Origin of the sequence: Halobellus captivus (assembly GCF_007655485.1) — an archaeon.
In the GTDB taxonomy this organism is placed as follows: domain Archaea; phylum Halobacteriota; class Halobacteria; order Halobacteriales; family Haloferacaceae; genus Haloquadratum; species Haloquadratum captivum.
The window spans coordinates 456,731-475,791 of the sequence record NZ_VJXQ01000001.1 but is presented as its reverse complement, the minus strand read 5'-3'; the positions used below and the strand labels follow the sequence as shown (position 1 = coordinate 475,791).

The 19,061-nt window shown below is 66.1% G+C and carries 20 protein-coding genes; 13 read left to right on the top strand and 7 right to left on the bottom strand.

The genetic code is table 11. The features are described 5' to 3' along the window. Window positions 1–138: 138 nt before the first annotated feature. Complete coding sequence (locus FJT57_RS02255; protein ID WP_144901271.1) at window positions 139–1,410, bottom strand: amidohydrolase; 1,272 nt, start codon at window positions 1,408–1,410, stop codon at window positions 139–141. 118 nt (window positions 1,411–1,528) lie between these two features. Here FJT57_RS02255 and FJT57_RS02250 point away from each other — a divergent pair, with 118 nt between their 5' ends. Together FJT57_RS02250 and FJT57_RS02245 are read left to right on the top strand one after the other, a co-directional pair. Next, window positions 1,529–3,049 carry a Na+/H+ antiporter NhaC family protein gene (locus tag FJT57_RS02250; RefSeq protein ID WP_144901268.1) on the top strand — a complete coding sequence of 507 codons (1,521 nt, stop codon included), beginning with the start codon at window positions 1,529–1,531 and terminating at the stop codon, window positions 3,047–3,049. Beyond that, window positions 3,046–3,309: a DUF7513 family protein gene (locus FJT57_RS02245; protein ID WP_144901266.1), complete on the top strand. Its 264-nt coding sequence runs from the start codon at window positions 3,046–3,048 to the stop codon at window positions 3,307–3,309. The genes FJT57_RS02250 and FJT57_RS02245 overlap by 4 nt, the downstream gene beginning before the upstream one ends. Window positions 3,310–3,367: 58 nt before the next feature. Here the strand turns inward: FJT57_RS02245 and FJT57_RS02240 are convergent, their stop codons facing one another. Then, window positions 3,368–3,700: an uS10/mL48 family ribosomal protein gene (locus FJT57_RS02240; protein ID WP_144901264.1), complete on the bottom strand. Its 333-nt coding sequence runs from the start codon at window positions 3,698–3,700 to the stop codon at window positions 3,368–3,370. 170 nt (window positions 3,701–3,870) lie between these two features. On the opposite strand from FJT57_RS02240, the gene FJT57_RS02235 reads away from it, so the two are divergent. Both FJT57_RS02235 and FJT57_RS02230 read left to right on the top strand, forming a co-directional pair. Then, a complete protein-coding gene (locus tag FJT57_RS02235; protein WP_144901262.1) occupies window positions 3,871–4,332 on the top strand; it encodes a bis(5'-nucleosyl)-tetraphosphatase in 462 nt (153 codons plus the stop codon). An 18-nt stretch (window positions 4,333–4,350) separates the two neighbouring features. Then, window positions 4,351–5,364, top strand: coding sequence for a DUF5787 family protein (locus FJT57_RS02230; RefSeq protein ID WP_144901260.1), 1,014 nt, complete (start codon window positions 4,351–4,353; stop codon window positions 5,362–5,364). Between the two features lie 153 nt (window positions 5,365–5,517). On the opposite strand, the gene FJT57_RS02225 is transcribed toward FJT57_RS02230, so the two are convergent. After that, on the bottom strand, window positions 5,518–6,036 hold the full coding sequence (locus FJT57_RS02225) for a DUF5797 family protein (protein WP_144901257.1): 519 nt from the start codon (window positions 6,034–6,036) through the stop codon (window positions 5,518–5,520). A gap of 121 nt (window positions 6,037–6,157) precedes the next feature. Here FJT57_RS02225 and FJT57_RS02220 point away from each other — a divergent pair, with 121 nt between their 5' ends. Further along, complete coding sequence (locus FJT57_RS02220; RefSeq protein WP_144901255.1) at window positions 6,158–6,481, top strand: transcription factor S; 324 nt, start codon at window positions 6,158–6,160, stop codon at window positions 6,479–6,481. 86 nt (window positions 6,482–6,567) lie between these two features. Next, window positions 6,568–7,227, top strand: coding sequence for a hypothetical protein (locus FJT57_RS02215; protein WP_144901253.1), 660 nt, complete (start codon window positions 6,568–6,570; stop codon window positions 7,225–7,227). A gap of 32 nt (window positions 7,228–7,259) precedes the next feature. On the opposite strand, the gene FJT57_RS02210 is transcribed toward FJT57_RS02215, so the two are convergent. From FJT57_RS02210 to FJT57_RS02200, 3 genes are all read right to left on the bottom strand, one after another. Then, window positions 7,260–7,994, bottom strand: a complete 735-nt coding sequence (locus FJT57_RS02210; protein WP_144901251.1) for a tRNA (adenine-N1)-methyltransferase — start codon at window positions 7,992–7,994, stop codon at window positions 7,260–7,262. Next, on the bottom strand, window positions 7,991–8,395 hold the full coding sequence (locus tag FJT57_RS02205) for a nascent polypeptide-associated complex protein (RefSeq protein ID WP_144901249.1): 405 nt from the start codon (window positions 8,393–8,395) through the stop codon (window positions 7,991–7,993). The genes FJT57_RS02210 and FJT57_RS02205 overlap by 4 nt, the downstream gene beginning before the upstream one ends. A 205-nt stretch (window positions 8,396–8,600) precedes the next feature. Further along, a complete protein-coding gene (locus tag FJT57_RS02200; RefSeq protein ID WP_144901247.1) occupies window positions 8,601–9,068 on the bottom strand; it encodes a pyridoxamine 5'-phosphate oxidase family protein in 468 nt (155 codons plus the stop codon). 119 nt (window positions 9,069–9,187) lie between these two features. On the opposite strand from FJT57_RS02200, the gene FJT57_RS02195 reads away from it, so the two are divergent. From FJT57_RS02195 to FJT57_RS02175, 5 genes are all read left to right on the top strand, one after another. Further along, the gene (locus tag FJT57_RS02195; RefSeq protein ID WP_144901245.1) at window positions 9,188–10,864 is read left to right on the top strand and encodes an acyl-CoA mutase large subunit family protein; all 1,677 of its coding nucleotides are present in this window, start codon (window positions 9,188–9,190) and stop codon (window positions 10,862–10,864) included. 102 nt (window positions 10,865–10,966) lie between these two features. Then, a complete protein-coding gene (gene mce / locus FJT57_RS02190; protein WP_144901243.1) occupies window positions 10,967–11,362 on the top strand; it encodes a methylmalonyl-CoA epimerase in 396 nt (131 codons plus the stop codon). A 149-nt stretch (window positions 11,363–11,511) separates the two neighbouring features. Continuing rightward, on the top strand, window positions 11,512–13,053 hold the full coding sequence (gene menE / locus FJT57_RS02185; RefSeq protein WP_144901241.1) for an o-succinylbenzoate--CoA ligase: 1,542 nt from the start codon (window positions 11,512–11,514) through the stop codon (window positions 13,051–13,053). A gap of 69 nt (window positions 13,054–13,122) precedes the next feature. Then, complete coding sequence (locus FJT57_RS02180; protein ID WP_144901239.1) at window positions 13,123–14,274, top strand: acyl-CoA dehydrogenase family protein; 1,152 nt, start codon at window positions 13,123–13,125, stop codon at window positions 14,272–14,274. A gap of 162 nt (window positions 14,275–14,436) precedes the next feature. After that, window positions 14,437–14,637: a DUF7835 family putative zinc beta-ribbon protein gene (locus FJT57_RS02175; RefSeq protein WP_144901237.1), complete on the top strand. Its 201-nt coding sequence runs from the start codon at window positions 14,437–14,439 to the stop codon at window positions 14,635–14,637. Window positions 14,638–14,794: 157 nt separating this feature from the next. On the opposite strand, the gene FJT57_RS02170 is transcribed toward FJT57_RS02175, so the two are convergent. Next, a complete protein-coding gene (locus FJT57_RS02170; RefSeq protein ID WP_144901235.1) occupies window positions 14,795–16,612 on the bottom strand; it encodes a bacterio-opsin activator domain-containing protein in 1,818 nt (605 codons plus the stop codon). Between the two features lie 166 nt (window positions 16,613–16,778). Between FJT57_RS02170 and FJT57_RS16555 the strand changes: the two genes are divergently transcribed. Continuing rightward, window positions 16,779–16,943: a DUF7563 family protein gene (locus FJT57_RS16555; RefSeq protein ID WP_203229072.1), complete on the top strand. Its 165-nt coding sequence runs from the start codon at window positions 16,779–16,781 to the stop codon at window positions 16,941–16,943. Between the two features lie 269 nt (window positions 16,944–17,212). Further along, window positions 17,213–18,955, top strand: a complete 1,743-nt coding sequence (locus tag FJT57_RS02165; protein WP_144901233.1) for a MutS-related protein — start codon at window positions 17,213–17,215, stop codon at window positions 18,953–18,955. The last annotated feature ends 106 nt before the right edge of the window (window positions 18,956–19,061 follow it).

The window sequence follows — 19,061 nt, the reverse complement described above, 5'->3', positions numbered from 1 at the left end:
AGTCAGACGGTCGTCGGACGGATCGCCGCCGCCAATGCATCCACAGAAGCGGGGGATTCTATGCCGCCCGGACGGCTGGTATCCGGTGTGTCAGGGTCGTTGCTTGTCGCGTAGTCAGGGTCGTTGTTCACCGCGTTGTCAACACCGCCGCTCCCCGTAGGCGAGAAGCGATCGCGAAAGGACGTCGACGGCGGTCCCGATCGTCTCCTCGTCGACGTCGAAGGTGGCCGTGTGGTGGCCGCCCGGGTGGTCGGTGCCGACGCAGACGTACGCGGCGCTGCCGCCGCGCTCCTGCACGCGGCGCATCAGATACGTCGCGTCCTCGCTGCCGCCGAGGTGGTCGGTGTCGAGGACAGACGTCACCCCTGGCGTGTCGCCCGCGACGTCGGCGACGATGGCTCTGAGGTCGTCGTCGCTCCGCGTGGACGGCGCGGTCCCGGCGCGTTCGATCGCGACTTCGCAGCCGTGCATCTCGGCGGCCGAGCGGAGCACGCGGCGCGCCTTCTCGTCCATGTACTCCATCAGTTCGGTCGTCTCACCGCGCACCTCTCCCTCGATAGCCACTCGTTCCGGAACGATGTTGGTGGCCGTCCCGCCCTCGATGACGCCGACGTTGACGCGGGTCGCACCGTCGGCGTGTCGCGAGATCCCGTAGAGGTTTGCTATCGCCGTCGCGGCCGCCTGCATCGCGTTATCACCGGCTTCGGGCCGTGCACCCGCGTGAGCGGGCGAGCCGCGGAACGTCGCCTCGAACTGCGAGACGGCGAGGAAGCCGTCGATGCCCGCGACGATCTGGCCGGAGGGGTGATCCAGCCCGACGTGTACCGCGAACAGGGCGTCGACGTCGTCGAGATGCCCCGAATTCGCCATCGGTTCGCCGCCGACGATCTTCTCTTCACCGGGTTGGAAGAGCACCTTCAGCGTCCCGGAGAAGTCGCTGTCGAGGACCGCGTCGAGCACGCCGATTCCGATCGCCGCGTGGGCGTCGTGGCCGCAGGCGTGCATGTATCCCTCGTTTTCGGATCGGAACCCCGCTGCCGCCGGAACGTGGGTGTCTGCGGTCGATTCCTCGATGGGGAGCGCGTCGATATCGACGCGGAGCGCCACTGTCGGGCCGTCGCCGCGTTCGACGACGGCCACCGCTCCGGTGTAGCCGCCCTCCGAGCGCGAGAGGATATCGTCGCGAGCCTCGGCGTCGCGGGCGCGGGCCATCCACTCGCGGAGCTCCTCGTCGTCCGGGACACCGACGCGAGGTTCGTCGGCGAGGACCGCGGGACCGACGTGGAGCGCGTCGAGCGGTCTCCGCTCCAACTCTTCGACGATTCGGGCGGTGGTGTAGAACTCACACCACGCCGGTTCCGGATGTCGATGGAGATCTCGCCGTAGCTCCACGAGATCGGGTGTCGTCATACCCCCACTTGGGGTGTCGGATGATAAAGCGGCGTCGGAGACGGCCAGGATGGGATGTTGTTGCGGAATCTCTCCAAGACCGGTTCGTTTATGCGGGATGATACCATTCGGTCGGCCGATGAGCTCAGGTACCGACGGTTCGACGGCGCTTCGGTTTTACGGGGGCCGTGCCGCCAGCGCAATTCCCATCGCCTTTTTCATTCTCTGGGCGATCGTCCAGAGCGGACTGCTGGGGATCGGTGACACGAGCGGTCTCATTGTTGGGATACTGGTCGGATTGATCTTCGGGATGTTCTTCGTCCGTGGGTCCTGGAAGACCTACGCCGACATCCTCTTCGACGGAATGACGCAGCGAGTCGCGGCCACGGCGATCGTCGCGTGGCTGTGGGCCGGGATGTTCGCCGAGACCATTCAGGTCGGCGGCTTCGTCGACGGCCTCGTGTGGGCCGCCGAGGCCGTCCGCGTCGGGGCGGCGCTGTTCCCGGCCATCACGTTCATTCTCGCGGCGCTTCTGGCGACCGGGATCGGAACCGGCTATGGCACGGCGATCGCGTTCACCGCGCTCGTCTTCCCCGCGGGCGTCGCGATCGGCGCGAACCCGATCCTCCTGTTCGGGGCGATTCTCTCCGGGGCCGTATTCGGCGACAACCTCGCGCCCGTGAGCGACACCACGATCGTCTCCGCGGTGACGCAGGACGCCGACATCGGCGGCGTTGTGGCCTCGCGGTTCAAGTACGCGATCATCGCCGCAGTGCTCGCCTTCCTCGCGTACCTGTTCGCCGGACAAGCGATGCAGGGGAGCCCGATCGAGGCCGCCTCGGCGGGCGGGAGCGGGACGGCCCTCGGATTAGTCCACCTCCTCTCGATCGGTGTGGTGATCCTGACCGCCGTCCGCGGCCGCCACATCGTCGAAGCGATCTCCTGGGGGATCGTCCTCTCGGTGGTTCTCAACCTCGCGCTCGGCCTCTCCGAAGTATCCGCGATCCTCGCGTTCGAGGCGTCCGAGGGCTCGGCACTGGTGCAGACGCTCGATGCGGTCCCGGTCATCGGGGCGTTCATCGTTCCGGTCGAAGCCGGGAGTACGGCGGTTTCGGGCAGTCTTTACACCGGTGCAGTCGGCTTCTTCCCGCTGATCGTCCTCGTGCTGCTGATCGTCGCCGCCGCCCAGATTATGCAGCGCGGCGGCGGCTTCGAGGCCATTCAGGAGTTCCTGCTCGAACGCGTCGCGACGACGGTCCGCCGCGCGGAGACGACGATGGTGCTCGGCACGGCCCTCGTCAACGGGATGATCACGATCAACACGGCCGCCGAAATCGCCATCGCGCCGTACATCCGGACGCTCGGTCGTCGGTTCAACATCAACGGTTACCGCCGGGCGAACATCCTCGACGCCAACACCTCGGCGCTGGGATACATCTTCCCGTGGGGCGGCGGCCTACTCGCGGGGTTCACCGCGATGCAACGACTGCCCGATCAGTACGAGTGGTTCACCCAGTCGATGGTCGTCAACCCCGCGTCGGTGTTCCCGTTCGTCTTCCACGGCTGGTTCCTCGTCGCCGTCTTCCTGTTCGCGGCGTGGACCGGCTACGGCCGCGAATACGTTTCCGACCGTGCGAGTGAGGAGGTGAGTCGCGTATGAGCCGCCTGGATATGTTCCTGGCCGGACTCCGCTTCCGTTCGTCGACGCCGACGTTCGAGGTCGGCGACGAAGTGCCGGTGTTCGTCACCGACCGCGGGCCGTCCGGACTGCGTGCGCGCATCGGCGACACCGTGTTGGAGCTCCCCGACGCGGATCAGTCGCTGTTCGACTCGAAGGTGCAGATCGAGATCGAATCCTTCGACGAGGAGACGCACCGAGGGACCGCTCGCGTCCTTGAAGTGCTCGAAAACGAGGGCTGATCGGGTCCGAGAGGACCGACCGTGACTGCTCGAGGAGAAAAACCAAGCGGTGCTGATACTAGCGGTTCAGGTGTCCGGCGGGTTTCTGTTGTTCGACCTCGATTTCGACGTGGAGGCTCTCGGGGAAGTCCATATGACCGACCTCGCGGGCGATGTGGTCGTTGCCGTGAATTTCGAGCTTCCGCGAGTAGACGGTGTAATCCCACGCGGCGAAGGCGTCCCCGGGTTGGAGCGACTTGTACTGCGGGACGGTGATCCGCTCGGGCGGCTCGGCGTGCGGGCCCTTGCACTCCGCGCCCTTGCGTTCGAGCATCGACTTGAGGTCTGAGACTTCCGATTCCAGTTCGTACCGGTTCCCGGATTGGAAGCGTAGTTTTGTGACGAAGGTCATAGCTGGGTCCTCGCTGGGATAGCGGATACGTCGTCGCCGAGCGGTAAAAGTACATCCATCAGGAGGCTCGGGCGTGCCGTCGGAGTCGATCGCGTTCGACGCTCGCTCGCGGCCGGATGTGAGTTCAACGTCCGATAGCCTCTTAACACCTTACCCGGTTTATCTATCTAATGGCAGTGGAAGCGGTCAGCGCTGGAGCGATCCTCTTCCGCGACACCCGCGGCGAACGGGAGTATTTGCTCCTGAAGAGCCGACCGGGGGACTGGGAGTTCCCCAAAGGCGGGGTCGAAGGAGAAGAGGAGCTCCAGCAGACGGCGATTCGAGAGGTGAAAGAGGAGGCCGGAATCGAAGATTTCCGCCTCGTCGACGGGTTCAGAGAGGAGTACAACTACGTGTTCGAAGCGAACGGGAAGACCATCCACAAGACGGTCCACCTGTTCATCGCGCGGTCGTTCGAGGCCAGCGCCGAACTCTCGAAGGAACATCGCGACCTCCAGTGGCGCGACTACGAGCAGGCGCTCAACACGATCACGCAGGACGGCCCCCGCGAGATCTTCGAACGCGCCCACGCCTACCTGGACGACCTCGCCTCCGAAAACGGCGAGGTCGAGGACGGAAAGTACCTCGCGTAAGCGTCGGAGCCGACACGCGTGTACCCGGGAACCGCCGAATTCGGCTTCGAGCTTCTCGTCTGTCGGTGGGCCGAGGAGTCGTGGCCGCCCGAGGATGAGCGGAGCGACGCGGTTATCGTGGCTCGGCAGTTGGGGACGCGTCGGCGTCGCTGGGACACGGTCGTACTGGAGTGCGATCCGGCCGGACTGCGAGCACGCCGCGAGTTCGGCGAGCGAGAACTGGATTCGGATCTCCTACACGTCGTTCGAAACGCCCCCGCGGAGTGGGAGTGGTACCGCGACGCGCTCCCGCACCCCGGGTATCCGTGGCGATACGTGCGCGAGGCGATTCACCGGGCCGCCGCACGCGACGCGGTCGAGACGCGGCGGCGCGGCAACCGAATCGAGATCAGGCGGATCGCGCCGTACCCCGACTGGCTCCGACGCATCGTCGCCATCGAGAACAAGCCCGACCTCGACGCGTCGGCCGCGCGCGCCCTCTCTTCGCAACTCGAACACGACGTCGAGACTGCGCTCGCAGACGAGGTGTGGGTAGCGACCGAGGCGACCGGTCGACGCATCGAACCCGCCCTGCTCGAAGACCTCCCGGTCGACGTCGGGATTCTGGCGCTGTCGTTCGACGACGCGAATCCGAGTACCGCCGACACTGGCGGCGTCGAGTGGTATCCGAGCGAGGTAACGCCGCCCGATGCCGCGGCCGACGAGGAGCGCCAGCGGCGACGACTCGAACTCGCAGAGCGCGCGTACGGCCGTGGCTGGCGGTCCTACCACGAGACGATGCGCCCCGACTGTCGGCACTTCGAGCTTCGACGGTTCGGACGCGCGCTCGTCCCGTACTGCGGGGCGAAGCGCCGGTCACAGACCGCCGCGGAGTGTGCCGGATCGTGCGAGCGATTCGAGCCGGAGCCGCCGCTGTGGCGGACGCGCGGCTGGCCGATCGAGGGCGGTCCCGGAAAGGGGATCAAAGGACTCCTTCGACGGCGTCGAGAGTGGATTCGCGATCGCGAGTGCGAACGAGTCGGTGAGGAGTGAAACCCTAACGACCGTGGGATGAGACTGAGAGGGCCCGACTGCGAAATGGGTAGGTCGCTTCGGCCCTCCGATTTGGTCGCTTCGACCCTTCGATTCGGTCGCTTCGCCCCTTCGATTCGGTCGCTTCGACGGTACGACTCGGTCACTTCGGTGTTATGACTCGGTCACTTCGACGTCGATCGCATCGCGAGGCGCGGTCAGCCGGAACGTCGGCACCGTTCGGTAGATCACTTCGACGACCCCCTTCCGGCGGAGGCTCTGGAGCGCCTGGCGTACGTCGTCGACCGGTGGATCCACGTCGAACGCGTCCCGAACCTTGTTGAGCACGCTCACGACGCTCTCGGAGCGCTCCTCTGGACCGGCGACGACCTCGAACACCCGCGCTTCGAGTTCCGGCACCCGGATCACCGTAGGGACGCCACCCTCGTCGCCGCCGCCCTCGACGCCCGGTTCGACGTCGACGAGCTCGGCCGCCTCCGCCGTCGCGCGGATCAGGCTGTTGTCGTCGCGGTAGTAGTAGTCCTTGAGTTCGCCTTCGAGGAACTGGTGTACCTCGCTACCGGAGTCCATACCCCACTGCTCTTGGAGCTCTTTGTTCTTCGTCGGCTGCAGGCGAACAACGTCTGCGAGCCGTTCTTTTGCCTGCGCCGAGAGGGCTCGATCGTCTGTCACACACGCTCCTTCGCACCGTGGTATTAAGACGTTTCAACATCCGTTCGCGGATCGAACCACCGCCCAGACGGACCGCAGATCCCGGTGTTTAAGTCGCTGAAGCGTCTTCCGTCGGGGTATAATGGAGTTTTGCGACGAATGCGGGTCGATGATGAAGACCGATGACGACGTCTGGGTCTGCGGTGCCTGCGGCTACGAAAAGCCCCGCGACGCTGACAAGGAGGCGGCGATGACTTCGACGGCCGAGCGCGAGGAGAGCGAGGTCGTCGATATGTCAGACATCGACGACGCCGAGATCGGCCCGACGACGACGGTCATCTGCCCGGAGTGCAGTCACGACCGCGCGCGCTACGAGATGAAACAGATCCGCTCGGCCGACGAGTCCGAAACACGCTTTTTCACCTGCGTCGAGTGCGGGCACAAGTGGCGCGAGGACGATCACTAGCGTCTGAGCCAGTCTCGAATCTGCGTTCACGTGATCAGTTCGCACTCACGTGATCGCTTAAGTCCCGCGCGGCCCAACACGCTCGCGTGTCGAACGATCCCGAATCGCCCCGCGAGTCAACCGATCCCGCTCCGCCCCGCGGGTCGACTGATCCAGCGCCGCCCGAGATCGACGTCCCCGATGGATGGCGCCTCATATCCGAGGAAGTGGCGACGCCGTTCGACGTTCGCGTTGTGCGCGTCACCGCGAACACACGGATCTACGAGGACGTCGACCTCCGGACGCAACTCGCCGACGTGACCGACACCAAGGCGACGTGGCGCTTCGTCTTCGCGAGTCGGCTCCGGGTCCGACCCGCGACACCGCCATCGGGCGCGCTCTCGCGGTTGGTCACCGAGCGCGCAAACTCCCGGTTCGTCGAGATCCTCGGTGACCGGGGGTTCGAGTCGATCGATCGTGCTGACACGCATCGATTCGAGATCGGGGCCGCTCGGACCGACGCCGACCCCGCCACTGGGCACGCCGCGGGAACCGATTCGAGCACCGAAGCGACGCGTTACCGCGCCCGAGTCGGCCTTGACGACCGATCAGTTCCCGTCGAAGCGTACTTCGCCGCGTGGCCATCGAGGGACGGCGAATACCTCCTCGGCGGGGGGGCGTACCCGCTCTCGGTGCCGGGGTCGACGTCGTTCGATCCCGAACGGGCCCGAGACGAACTGTTCTCGATGCTGCGCACTATTCGCTGAGATTGACAGAACGGGAAACAGGAACAGAACGCTCAGCGGGCGTTACGCGCGAACGTCAGATAGCCCGTGTGGCCGACGCCCGCGGTCGAGGGTCGCGATCCGCGCGCGCCGAAGTCCATCTCGCGCTGGATCGTCTCGTAGGTCTCGACGTCGACGAGGCCCGCCTCGCGCGCCGCTTCGACTGCCTCGCGGCTGTTCTCGACGAACGGCGAGTAGACGGCGACGTGTCCGCCGCTGGCGAGGAAGTCGGGCGCGCGTGCGACGATATCGGGGGCGTCGCCGGTGTCGAGCGTGAGCGCGTCGAACGGACCGTCCTCGACCGCGGCGTCGAGTTCCGCCGAGAGGTCGCCCGTGCGAACCTCGACGCGGTCGTCGACGCCCGCCAGTCGCATGTTCTCGCGGGCGACGTCGGCGAAGTCGGGATCGATCTCGTAGCTGACGACGTCGGCGTGCATCCGGCCGAGGTACGCCGCGAGGACGCCCGTCCCGGTTCCGGCGTCGAGGACGCGGTCGCCCGCCGCGATTCCGGCGTGGCCGACGATCAGCCCGACGTCTCGGGGCATCATCGGCGCGCCGGTCCGCTCGAAGTGGTTGAACAGGTCCGGACCGCGGAGCCTGCGGACGACGAACTCCTCGCCGAGATGCGTCTCTAAGACGTCGCCGGGTTCGACGTCCTCGGGAACGTCGAGGACGCCGAGGTCCGTCTGCAGTTCGTCGCCCGGCGCGCGTAGGTACTCACGCTCGTCGTGAACGAGGAGGTAGCTCACTCGAGTCGGGCGATGGCGGCCGCGAGGTCGCCGTCGGTCGCTTCGAGGGCTTCGCGGGCGGTGTCGGCGTCGACGCCAGCGCGCTCGGCGACGAGATTCACGTCTTCGTCGGGAATCGCAGCGCCGTTGTCGTCGTCGGTGTCGGCCGCGTCACTGCTTTCGTCACCGTCGCCACCGGCCGGTTCGATCGCGCCTTTTTCTCGGCTCTCGGGCTCGCCGACGACCTGGTAGGTCTGCTGGCCCTGCGCGTCCATCCGCGTGACCTGCGCGTCGGAGAAGACGAGTTCCTCCTCGCTGGTCGTGATGACGACCTTCTCGACGTCGAGCTCGGTGACGTCGATGCCCATCTGTTCCATCATCTGCTTCATCTTCCGGGGGTTCATACCGCCTCCGCCGAACATAGTTGCCAGATTCGACGGCGGCCGGTAGCAAAAGCGTGGCGAACCGCGGCGTTCAGCCAGCGGACGAGTCGGCGTTCGAAGGTGGATCGGCTATCGCTCGAACGGTGGCTGGGAAAGCGTTCGAACAGTGGATAGACGACCGTTCGAACGGCAGACGGGCTATCTGTCGAACGCCGGACGGGCTAGCACTCGAAGGTCGGTCGCCTCACGACCGGGGTTCGTCCGGTCGTCGTTGCAGACCGGTGGCCTCCTCGATCGAGAGTTCGTACCCGACGATCGAGAGCCGTCGTTTCCCGACTGGCGTGAGATCCGGCGACCAGGCGTTCTGATCGATCAGTTCGCCCGCGTCTCGCCACTCCGACGTCGGCAGTTCCCGCAGCGTGCCGAACGCGAGGACGCTCCGCCAGTCGGTCTGTGAATCGATGTCGTAAACCGTCAGACACGCGCGCTCTGTGGTCTCGCTGAGGTCCTTTTTTCGACTGTCGGGGCCGAACTGCCAATAGGAGAAGACGGCGCGGCCGGTTTCGTAGCCGAACGAGATCGGAATCGCGTAGGCGCGGTTGTTCTCGGCCAACGAGAGCACGCCGGTACCCGCTTCCCGTAGATAGTCGTCGATCTCCGCGTCGGTCATCTGCCCGCCGCGGACCCGGTCGGGGTCCACTTGGTCTGCCATACCCCGGCCTTCGTCGGCGTCCGTAATGGAGTTGTTCCCTTTCGATCGCTCGGGTGGAGCGGCGGTGGTCGCCCTCTCCCTTCGGACAGTTTCAATACACGGCGGGCGCGACTGTAGCTATGTTCGATCCCGACGATCTCGCGAAGATCCGAGCGCACAAGCGCGAGTGGGAGGAGACGACGCTCGCGTCCACGCTCGACCGGTTCGGCGAGCGGCGGGAGACGTTCACGACGGATACGGGCGGCCAAGACGTCGAGCGGCTGTACACACCCGCGGACGTCTCCGCGCTCGACTACAACGACGATCTCGGATTCCCCGGCGAGGAGCCCTACACGCGCGGCGTCTATCCGACGATGCACCGCGGACGGCTCTGGACGATGCGGCAGTACGCCGGGATGGGAACCGCCCGCGAGACGAACGAGCGGTTCCGCTACCTCATCGAACAGGGCTCCTCTGGGCTGTCGATGGCGTTCGACCTGCCGACGCAGAAGGGCTACGACTCCGACGCGGCGATGGCCGCGGGTGAGGTCGGCAAAGCGGGCGTCGCGATCGACTCCCTGCGGGATATGGAGGTCGTCTTCGACGGGATCCCGCTCGAGGAGGTGTCGACGTCGATGACGATCAACGCGCCCGCGGCGGTGTTGCTCGCGATGTACGTCGCGATCGGCGACCAGCAGGGCGTCCCCAGAGACCAACTCCGCGGCACGATCCAGAACGACATCCTCAAGGAATACATCGCGCGCAACCTCTACATCTACCCGCCGAAGCCGTCGATGCGACTCATCACGGACCTCTTCGAGTTCTGTTCGTCGGAGGTGCCGAACTTCAACACGATCTCGATTTCGGGGTACCACATCCGCGAGGCGGGGTCGACGGCGGCCCAGGAGATCGCGTTCACGCTCGGAGACGGCATCGAGTACGTCGGGGCCGCGGTCGACGCCGGACTCGACGTCGACGACTTCGCCCCGCGCCTGTCGTTTTTTTTCAACGCGCACAACAACGTCCTCGAAGAGGTTGCGAAGTTCCGCGCCGCGCGGCGGATGTGGGCGAAGATTATGGAAGAACGGTTCGGGGCCGAGAACGAGCAATCGAAACAACTGAAATTCCACGCCCAGACCGGCGGATCGACGCTCACCGCCCAGCAGGTCGAGAACAACGTCGTCCGAGTCGCCTATCAGGCCCTCGCCGCCGTCCTCGGCGGCGCGCAGAGCCTCCACACGAACGGCAAGGACGAGGCGCTGTCGCTGCCGACCGAGGAGTCCGTCCGAACGGCGCTGCGCACCCAACAGATTCTCGCGCACGAGTCGGGCGTCGCGGACACGATCGACCCGCTCGGCGGCAGCTACTACGTCGAATCGCTGACCGACGACCTCGAATCGGAGGCGTTCGACCTCCTCGACGAGATCGACGAGCGCGGCGGGATGCTGTCGGCCGTCGAATCCGGCTGGGTGAAGCGGCAGATCCAGGAGGTCGCCTTCGAGCGCCAGCGCGAGATCGAGTCGGGCGACCGCGTGGTCGTCGGCGTCAACGAGTATCAGGTCGACGACGACGCACGCGTCGACGTCCAAGAGGTCGACGAGGCCGACGAGAAGCGACAGATCGAACGGCTTCGCGCGGTGAAAGCCGAGCGCGACGACGACGCGGTCGAGGCCGCGCTGGCCGCGCTCGGAGACGCCGCCAAGGGAGACGAGAACCTCGTACCACCGATCGTCGATGCCGTGAAGGCGTACGCGACGGTCGGCGAGATCTCGGACGTGTTGCGCGAGGCGTTCGGCGAGTATCGCCCGGCGTTCTGAGTCGGTTCCAGATCGATTCGGCCAACCGCTGTCCGACGGATACCTCTTCTCTCATCCACCCGTCACCCGACTGTTTATCCCGCTCTCGGCCGACGGCGACGTATGCGTACTTCGTTCGACCACCTCGGGATCGCGACGACCGACGGGAACGGGCTCGCGGCGACCTTCGGAGCGCTGTTTGATGCGCCCGTGGTCCACGAGGAGACCTTCGACGGGATGTCGGTCAGGTTTCTCGACCTCGACGGCGGGTACTTCGAGCTGCTCGAACCGACTGACGGCGGCCCGGTCGCTCAGTTTCTCGACAAAAACGGACCCGGAATTCACCACGTGGCGCTCCGGACGGCGGACATCGATGCCGCGCTGGATCGCGCGAGGGAGGTCGGCGTCGAGCTCGTCGACGAGGAGCCGCGGGCGGGCGCGTGGGGGCACGAAATCGCGTTTCTGCATCCCCGTTCGACGGGCGGCGTGCTGGTCGAATACGTGCAGCACGACGGATGAGTCGGATACCGCGATCGAACGAATGGTCGAACGAGCGTTCGACGCGCTCGAAGCGGGCGACAGGTGGGCCGTTGGAGGATCGCGGTCGCGGCGGTCGGCCTCAGGACAACAGTACAGTTTAACCGACCGCCGACGCCTTTGTACGTAGTATGCGCGATTGGCTCTCTCACCGCGCACGGATCGATCCCGATGCGGTCGCACTCGTCGTCGCGGCGACGAGCGACGTCTTTTCGTTCGGGAACCTCGACACCCTCGTCGACGACCTGGCGGGCCGCCTCGCAGCCGCCGGAATCGATTCCGGCACTCACCTGGGTGCCGTGTTGGATTCGCGACTCGAATACGTCTGTCTGATTCACGCGGCGATGCGTCTCGGCGTGACGCTCGTTCCGATGGGTGACGGACAGACCGCGCGCGAACTCGCGGGGCAGATCCGAACTGCGGACGTCGCCGCCGTCGTCTGCGGGGCCGAGACCGAATCGACCGTCGTCGACGCGGTCGAAGCGGCCGAGACGACTGCTGTGGATGCGACCGAGACGACTGATATCGACCAGATCCTCACGGTCGACGAGCCAGCGACCGATGCGGCGGAAGCGCTTTCCGACGTCATCGCCGACCCGGTGACTCCCGCTGAATGGGGACTCGACGACACCCAACTGCTGCTTTTCACCTCGGGGACGACCGGCGACCCGAAGGCGGTCCAGTTGACGACCGGGAACCTCCTGGCGAGCGCGGTCGCCTCCACGTTCCGACTCGGGTTCGACCCGGACGACCGCTGGCACGTGGCGCTTTCACTCCACCACATGGGCGGGATCGCACCGGTCCTCAGGATGCCACTGTACGGGATGACGGTGGTGTATCAAACCGAGTTCGACGCCGGGGCGGCGGCCGACTACCTGGACCAGTACGACGCGACCGCGACCTCGCTCGTTCCGACGATGCTCCGACGGATGTTAGCGCGACGCGGAACGCTTTCGGAATCTCTCCGCGTCGTCCTCCTCGGCGGCGCGCCCGCACCGGCGGATCTCATCGAACGCTGTCGGGACTATTCGGTACCGGTCCACCCGACGTACGGGATGACCGAGACTGCCTCGCAGATCGCCACCGCGCGCCCCGCTGAGGCGTTCGAAGCCCCTGACAGCGTCGGACGACCGCTCATTATGACCGAGGTGACGGTCGTCGACGAGGACGGGGCGTCGCTTCCGGCGGGCGAGTCGGGCGAACTCGTGGTCGACGGGCCGACCGTGACTCCGGGGTATTACGGAGACGACGGGGCCAACGCGGACGCGTTCGGTCCGTTCGGGCTCCACACCGGCGACGTCGGTGCTTTCGACGAACGGGGGCTGCTCACGGTGTTGAACCGCGTCGACGATCGTATCGTCACCGGTGGCGAGAACGTCGAACCCGGCGAAGTGGTCGACGTGCTGGTCGCGCACCCGGGTGTCCGTGAGGCGGCGGTCATCGGCGTCCCCGACGCGCAGTGGGGCGAGCGCGTCTCGGCGGTCGTGGTTCCCGAAGGCGACTCGATCGAGCGCGCCGAACTGCTTGATTTCGCCCGGGAGCGACTCGCGAGGTTCAAAGTCCCGAAGGCGATTGCCATCTCCGACTCGCTCCCCAGAACTGTCTCGGGGACGGTCGATCGGACGGCTGTTCGCGAGCGGTTTTCCGGCGCGAACGACGACAGCGACGAATAAACTAGAGAACAAGTTTGTAGTTTATCAAAGTTCCGAGGGTTATTTGCTCGTGGACTGAGAGCGTCTGCTATGGATCTTCTCGACGAATCGGTGGTTCCGGAACACGCTCGCGAGATCAAACGCGAGGCGCGCGAGTTCGCCGACGAGCACATCCGACCGAACGCCGAGGCGTGCTTCGAATCGGCGGAGTATCCCTGGGACGTCCTCGAAGCCGGGATGGACGCGGGGCTCGTCGCGCAGGACATCAGCGAAGAGTACGGCGGCAGCGGGTTCGACCTCGAACAGATTCTCGCGGTCAACGAGGAGTTTTACGCGGCCGACGCAGGGATCGCGCTGACGCTGATGCTCGCGTCGTTCGGCTGTGAGATCGTCGAAACATACGGCTCGGAGGAGCAGAAAGACGAGTATCTCCGACCGATCGCGGCGAACGAACAGATCTCCGGGCTCGCGGTGTCGGAACCGCAGACCGGGTCGGATATGGCCGGAATGACGACGAGCGCAGAACGGACCGACGACGGCTGGGTGCTCAACGGCGAGAAGTACTGGGTGGGCAATGCAGTGGAGGCCGACTGGCTGACGGTGTACGCGAAAACCGGCGACGGCGACGATCGCTACTCGAACTACTCGATGTTCATCGTCGAGACAGATACGCCGGGCTACGAGGCCGAACACATCCCCGAGAAGATCGGGATGCGCGCCTCCAAGCAGGGCCACATCGTCTTCGACGACTGCGAGATCCCCGAGGAGAACCTCGTCGGCACCGAGGGTGGCGGCTTCTACGTCCTCGCGGACTTCTTCAACCACGGGCGCGTCGTCGTCGGCGGCCACGGGATCGGTCTCGCCGCCCGGGCGATCGAGGAGACGTGGAAATTCGTCCACGACCGCGAGGCGTTCGGTCGGAATATCGCGGAATTCCAGTCGACACAGCACATCCTGGCGGATATGCGGATGGAGTTCGAAGCCGCTCGCGCCCTCAACTGGCGCGCCGCGCACAAGGTCGAAACGAACGAGGACGCCGGGTTCTGGGCGGCCGCGACGAAAACCAAGTCGACGGAGACGGCGATGCACTGCGCCGAGCGCGGGATGCAACTGCACGGCGGCCGCTCCGTACTGGAGGAGTATCCCATCTCCCGGGTCTACCGCGACGTCCGTATCCCGGTCATCTACGAGGGCGCAAACGAGATCCAGCGCAACCTCATCTACCGACAAGGCGGCATCTGAGGCCGACTTCCCACTGTTTCTGCGGCCCTACTCGTTCCTGATCTCGTCAGCTCCTGGACCCCAGTGATTCGGTACCCACCTCGATCCGAAGCTCGTCGGCCCTAATTATGTAGGGTTTGCCGTGAATAGCGATGCATTCCTTTGTCCGATTACTGAAAAACGATGTCCAAGAGCCAATCGACACTCACCGAGTTGTCCGAGTACTGCGAGGCGTGCGGTTCCCGGACGCCGCACGAGGTCGCGATCGAACTCAAAACCGAGAGCAAAAAGCGGACGAACCGGGAATTCTCCCGGGAGCCCTACCGTGTGACGAAGTGCCGGATCTGTGGCGATGAACGAACACAACGGATGAACGACGCCTGAGCGGTGGATTAGCCCAGTCCCCGTCCCGTCTCGTTCTATCCTGTCTCGTTCCGCCGCGCTCCGTTCGATCCCGTCTCGTTCTGTCGTGCCCAGTTCGGTCCCGTTTCGTTCGTTTCTCAGACGACCCCTGTCGTCGATATCCTCACGTTCCGCTGCTTCACTCGTCGGTTCCACTGTCGCCGTCGCGACCCTCACCTCTCCCGGAGGATTCCGAGAAGAACGCCTCGATGAGTTTTCGCTCGCCGGAGCGCAGGTGCTCGTGAAACGTCGGTGCCGCGATGCCGAGCGAGTCGGCGACCTCCTCGGCGGTGCTGCCCCGCGGCCACTCGAAGTAGCCCGACGCGAGCGCGGCCTCGATGACTTCGTGCTGCCTGGCGGTCAGCCGCTCCTCCAACTCGCGGCGAAACGCCGATGTCGACTGCACGGCATCTTCGACCTCCCGCTTGGCGACCACAGAGATGTCGGGATACGACGACTGAACCGCGTTGGTCAACGCACGGAGACCCGCCTTCGGTGGGACTCGAACGGTCATCGTCCCCACGCCGTCGACGGCGGTCAGTGACTCGATGGTCGCCCCGAGTTCGACGAGCGTCACGACCACGGACGCGCCTGTCAATCGGAACTCGAACAGCGTCTCGTCGGCTTCCTCGACGACGGCGCGTGCATTCACGAGCGCGTCCAGCGGTGTCACGGCCGACAGCACCGCCGACGGGTCGACGCCTTCGACGGTGACGTAGCAAGAAACGACACCCTCGTCAGTGAGTGCAGTCCCTTCGAGACGGACGCCGGTTTCGAACTCCAGCGAGAGGTCGACGAGCAGGTCGCGGGTGTCCGGGTGGTCGAACTCCAGTTCGATCGCCGTATCGCCCTGCAGGAGTTGCTTGGACTCCGCGGCGTTGATCCCGTGGCCGACGCGCTTCGCGATCTCCTCGAGCATCGACTTCTCTTCGTCGGTCACCCCGCCGCGCACGTAGACGACCAACGCACCGTAGACCGTCTCTCGGTAGCCGATCGGCGCGACGACGAGCGTCCGCTCGGCATCTGCGGGCGCTGAACCGTTCAGTACGGAGGCGGCGTGGGCTGGCGTCACCGGTGTTGTCAGGGTGGTCTTGGAGTCGATCGCCCGCCGGACCGCTTCGGACGGCGCTGTCGCGCCCGCTTCGAGCGATGAGCTTCGACCGCTCTCGCCACCGAGCGGTGATTCGATCGAATCGGCGGCGGCCTCGCACGCGACGGTGTCGACCACGTCGTTGTATCGGGCGATCCACACGCCCTCGTATGGAGACTGCTCGAACGAGGTGCAGACCGTCTGTGCGATGTCGTCGCGGGTGGTCGCATCGACTAACGCGCGGTCGATCTCCCGGAGGAACCCGTTGATCTGGCGAATCCGCGCCAACTGCCGCTCTCGTTCCTTGATCTCCGATTCGCGTTCGTCCCGGAGTTCGCGGACGCGCGCGGTCAACTCGTCGAGTGCGGCGGGATCGCCGAGTTCGTCGATCGCGCGGTCGTCGAGCACCGCCTCCGTCGACGCCAGCGCGAAGTACTCGCGTACCCGCTCGTCGAACTCCGAGCGAACCAGCAGCTCCTCGACGGTGTCTCTGACGCTCGCCTCGTCGACGGGTTTGACCAGGTACTCGTCGAACGGCATCTCGACGATATCGGTGTCGGGTTCGACCGCGGTCATCATCGCGATGCGGCACTCGAACCCCCGCTCGTCGATCTCCGCGAGAACCTCGTCCCCGGAGAGATCCGGCATCCGGCGGTCAAGGAGGACGACGTCGACCTCGTCGTCGATCAGGTCGAGCGCCTCCTCGCCACCGTAGGCGATTCGCACCGCGAAATCCTCGCGCAGCCAGTACTCGCAGGTGTCTGCGAGGTCCCTGTCGTCGTCGACGACGAGAACAACGGGCCTGTCGGCCGGTGCCGTCGAATCGAGATCCGCCACTGCGTCGTCGGGCGCTCCGTCGGCAGGCATTCGTGGTACCGAGAGGGAACGAGTCCACCGACAAATAGTTGCCCCTCGGTCCGATGTGCGGTCTTCGTTGGGTCGACCCTAACGACGTAGGCCATCGTGTTAGGCCGTCGGCGATGCTCGAGACGGCTGGCTATGAACGAAGGAACCGTCGCCGGGGTGGAGACTCGTGCCTGAGTGTCAAAACTGCGGCTCGTTCGTCTCCCGTGACTACGTTCGAGTGTTCGCCCCGGAAGGAGTCGAGAACGCACGAGTCTGTCCGCACTGCGAGGATATGATCCGCGAAGGCGCTGCGGTCCGCGATGCCCGCTCGCGGCGGGTTTCGTCGCTGTAGCCTCCCCGTCGCGACACCTCCAGACGTCACACGCGGCGCCGACGCTCAGGCTCCGCTCCGGGCACGACCCCCTACACCGACAGCGAAGCGAAATCGACCGGGCACACCGTGCGAAGCAGACGTATCGGGTCACCGTCTTCGCAATCGAGGTCCGACCGAACACCGTAGTTAGCGTCCGGTCGGTCGCCGTAATTAGCGTCCGGTCGGTCGCCGTAATTAGCGTCCGGCCGATCGCCAACCTACAAGGCGGCTCCGCCGCATCGATGCGTATGCGACTGGAGGATTACTGGGGGGTCGGCCCGAAGACGAGCGACACGCTCCGGGAGCGACTCGGCGTCGAGCGCGCGATCGAGGCTATCGAGAGCGCCGATATTCGGGCGCTGGCTGACGCCGGGATTCCCCGCGGACGGGCCGTTCGAATCCTTCGGCGGGCGAACGGCGCGGCGGGAATCGACACGCTCGGAACCCGCGACACCCGCGACGTCTACGACGAGTTGCTCGCGCTGGCGAGCGAACGCGCGCTCACGGCGCACGCTGCCGATCGGATTCGGGTGTTGACGCCGCTCACTGCGCTCGACGAGCGCGAGGCGCGACTCGACCGGGTGCTCGCCGCTCGCGACGCGTGGGCGGGACTGGCTGACGACGAACGCGATGCCGTCCGCTCTGCCTTCGAGGCGTACGACGAGGCCGACGGTAGCGACCGCGCCGCCGTCGAAACGGCGCTGTCGCTCCGGGCGGTCGGCCTCCGCGGCGGGACGTTCGAGGCGCTCGACGCGCTCGACGACGACGCGCTCCGACGCGCCGCCAGCGCGCTCGGGACCGTCAGGGAGGACGGCACGGTCGCTCCCGGGACCGACGACGAACTCGATCGACTGCGCGAGCGCCGCGATGCGGTCGCCGAGATGGAATCGGGCGCGCTGGACGTGCTCGAGTCCGTCCGCGAGCGCGGCGTCCGGAGCTTCGAGGAGTTCCGCTCGGCGTTCGTCGAGTACGTCGCGAGCGAGGCAGACGTCCGTCGCGGGCGCGTCGAATCCACCGTCGCCGACGACGCGCACGACGAAGCGGACTTCGTGTCGACGTCGCTGCGCGGGCTGCTCTCGGAATTCGACGCGGCGGTCGAGGAACGCGAGACGACCGTCGCGGCCGAGCTACGGGAATCGGTCGAGTCCGCGCGCGAAGACGTCGACGTCGCGATCGACGCCGTCTCGGAGATCGCCTTCGAGCTCTCGCTGGGCCGTTTCGCCGTCGCATACGACCTCGAACGGCCGCGGCTCGTCGACGACGGCCTCGCGGTGGCGGAAGCGCGGAACCTCACGCTGTCTGGGGACGTCCAGCCGGTGACGTACGCCGTCGGAACGCACGACGTCGGCGGGGATCCGAGTCCCCCGTCCGGCGATCGGGTCGCCGTGCTCACCGGCGCGAACTCCGGCGGGAAGACGACGCTCTTGGAGACGCTCGCGCAGGTCGTCCTGCTGGCGTCGATGGGACTGCCAGTCCCGGCCGAACGAGCGGACGTCGGACAGTTCGATACGGTGGTTTTCCACCGGCGACACGCCAGTTTCAACGCTGGCGTCCTTGAGTCCACGTTGAAGTCGATCGTGCCGCCGCTGTCGACTGGTGACAGAACGCTCATGCTCGTCGACGAGTTCGAGGCGATCACCGAGCCCGGACGCGCCGCCGACCTGTTGAACGGCCTCGTCGATCTGACCGTCGACCGCGACGCGCTCGGCGTGTACGTGACTCACTTGGCCGACGACCTCAGTCCGCTCCCCGAGGAGGCGCGGATCGACGGCATCTTCGCGGAGGGACTCACCGAAGAGCTTGCGCTGCAGGTCGACTACCAGCCGCGGTTCGGCACCGTCGGCAAGTCCACGCCCGAGTTCATCGTTTCCCGACTCGTCGCGAACGCCCGCGACCGCGCCGAGCGCCGCGGATTCGAGGCGCTGGCGTTCGCCGTCGGCGAGGAGGCGGTACAGCGAACGCTCTCGGACGCCCAGTGGTTCGAGGAGTGAAGCCGTCGAACGGGGACGTAAGCTACGCTCGTCCGTTGGCGAACAGTCGGCACCCGCTCGCGACGACCCGTCAGCGTCGCTGTCGTCGCCGCTGTCCCCGCGTCGA

What these genes read in the sequence shown, in the direction of transcription:
- FJT57_RS02255 (WP_144901271.1), bottom strand. Translation starts at nt 1,410, where the DNA reads ATGACGACACCCGATCTCGTGGAGCTACGGCGAGATCTCCATCGACAT.
- FJT57_RS02250 (WP_144901268.1), top strand. Translation starts at nt 1,529, where the DNA reads ATGAGCTCAGGTACCGACGGTTCGACGGCGCTTCGGTTTTACGGGGGC.
- FJT57_RS02245 (WP_144901266.1), top strand. Translation starts at nt 3,046, where the DNA reads ATGAGCCGCCTGGATATGTTCCTGGCCGGACTCCGCTTCCGTTCGTCG.
- FJT57_RS02240 (WP_144901264.1), bottom strand. Translation starts at nt 3,700, where the DNA reads ATGACCTTCGTCACAAAACTACGCTTCCAATCCGGGAACCGGTACGAA.
- FJT57_RS02235 (WP_144901262.1), top strand. Translation starts at nt 3,871, where the DNA reads ATGGCAGTGGAAGCGGTCAGCGCTGGAGCGATCCTCTTCCGCGACACC.
- FJT57_RS02220 (WP_144901255.1), top strand. Translation starts at nt 6,158, where the DNA reads ATGGAGTTTTGCGACGAATGCGGGTCGATGATGAAGACCGATGACGAC.
- FJT57_RS02205 (WP_144901249.1), bottom strand. Translation starts at nt 8,395, where the DNA reads ATGTTCGGCGGAGGCGGTATGAACCCCCGGAAGATGAAGCAGATGATG.
- FJT57_RS02200 (WP_144901247.1), bottom strand. Translation starts at nt 9,068, where the DNA reads ATGGCAGACCAAGTGGACCCCGACCGGGTCCGCGGCGGGCAGATGACC.
- FJT57_RS02195 (WP_144901245.1), top strand. Translation starts at nt 9,188, where the DNA reads ATGTTCGATCCCGACGATCTCGCGAAGATCCGAGCGCACAAGCGCGAG.
- mce (WP_144901243.1), top strand. Translation starts at nt 10,967, where the DNA reads ATGCGTACTTCGTTCGACCACCTCGGGATCGCGACGACCGACGGGAAC.
- menE (WP_144901241.1), top strand. Translation starts at nt 11,512, where the DNA reads ATGCGCGATTGGCTCTCTCACCGCGCACGGATCGATCCCGATGCGGTC.
- FJT57_RS02180 (WP_144901239.1), top strand. Translation starts at nt 13,123, where the DNA reads ATGGATCTTCTCGACGAATCGGTGGTTCCGGAACACGCTCGCGAGATC.
- FJT57_RS02175 (WP_144901237.1), top strand. Translation starts at nt 14,437, where the DNA reads ATGTCCAAGAGCCAATCGACACTCACCGAGTTGTCCGAGTACTGCGAG.
- FJT57_RS02170 (WP_144901235.1), bottom strand. Translation starts at nt 16,612, where the DNA reads ATGCCTGCCGACGGAGCGCCCGACGACGCAGTGGCGGATCTCGATTCG.
- FJT57_RS02165 (WP_144901233.1), top strand. Translation starts at nt 17,213, where the DNA reads ATGCGACTGGAGGATTACTGGGGGGTCGGCCCGAAGACGAGCGACACG.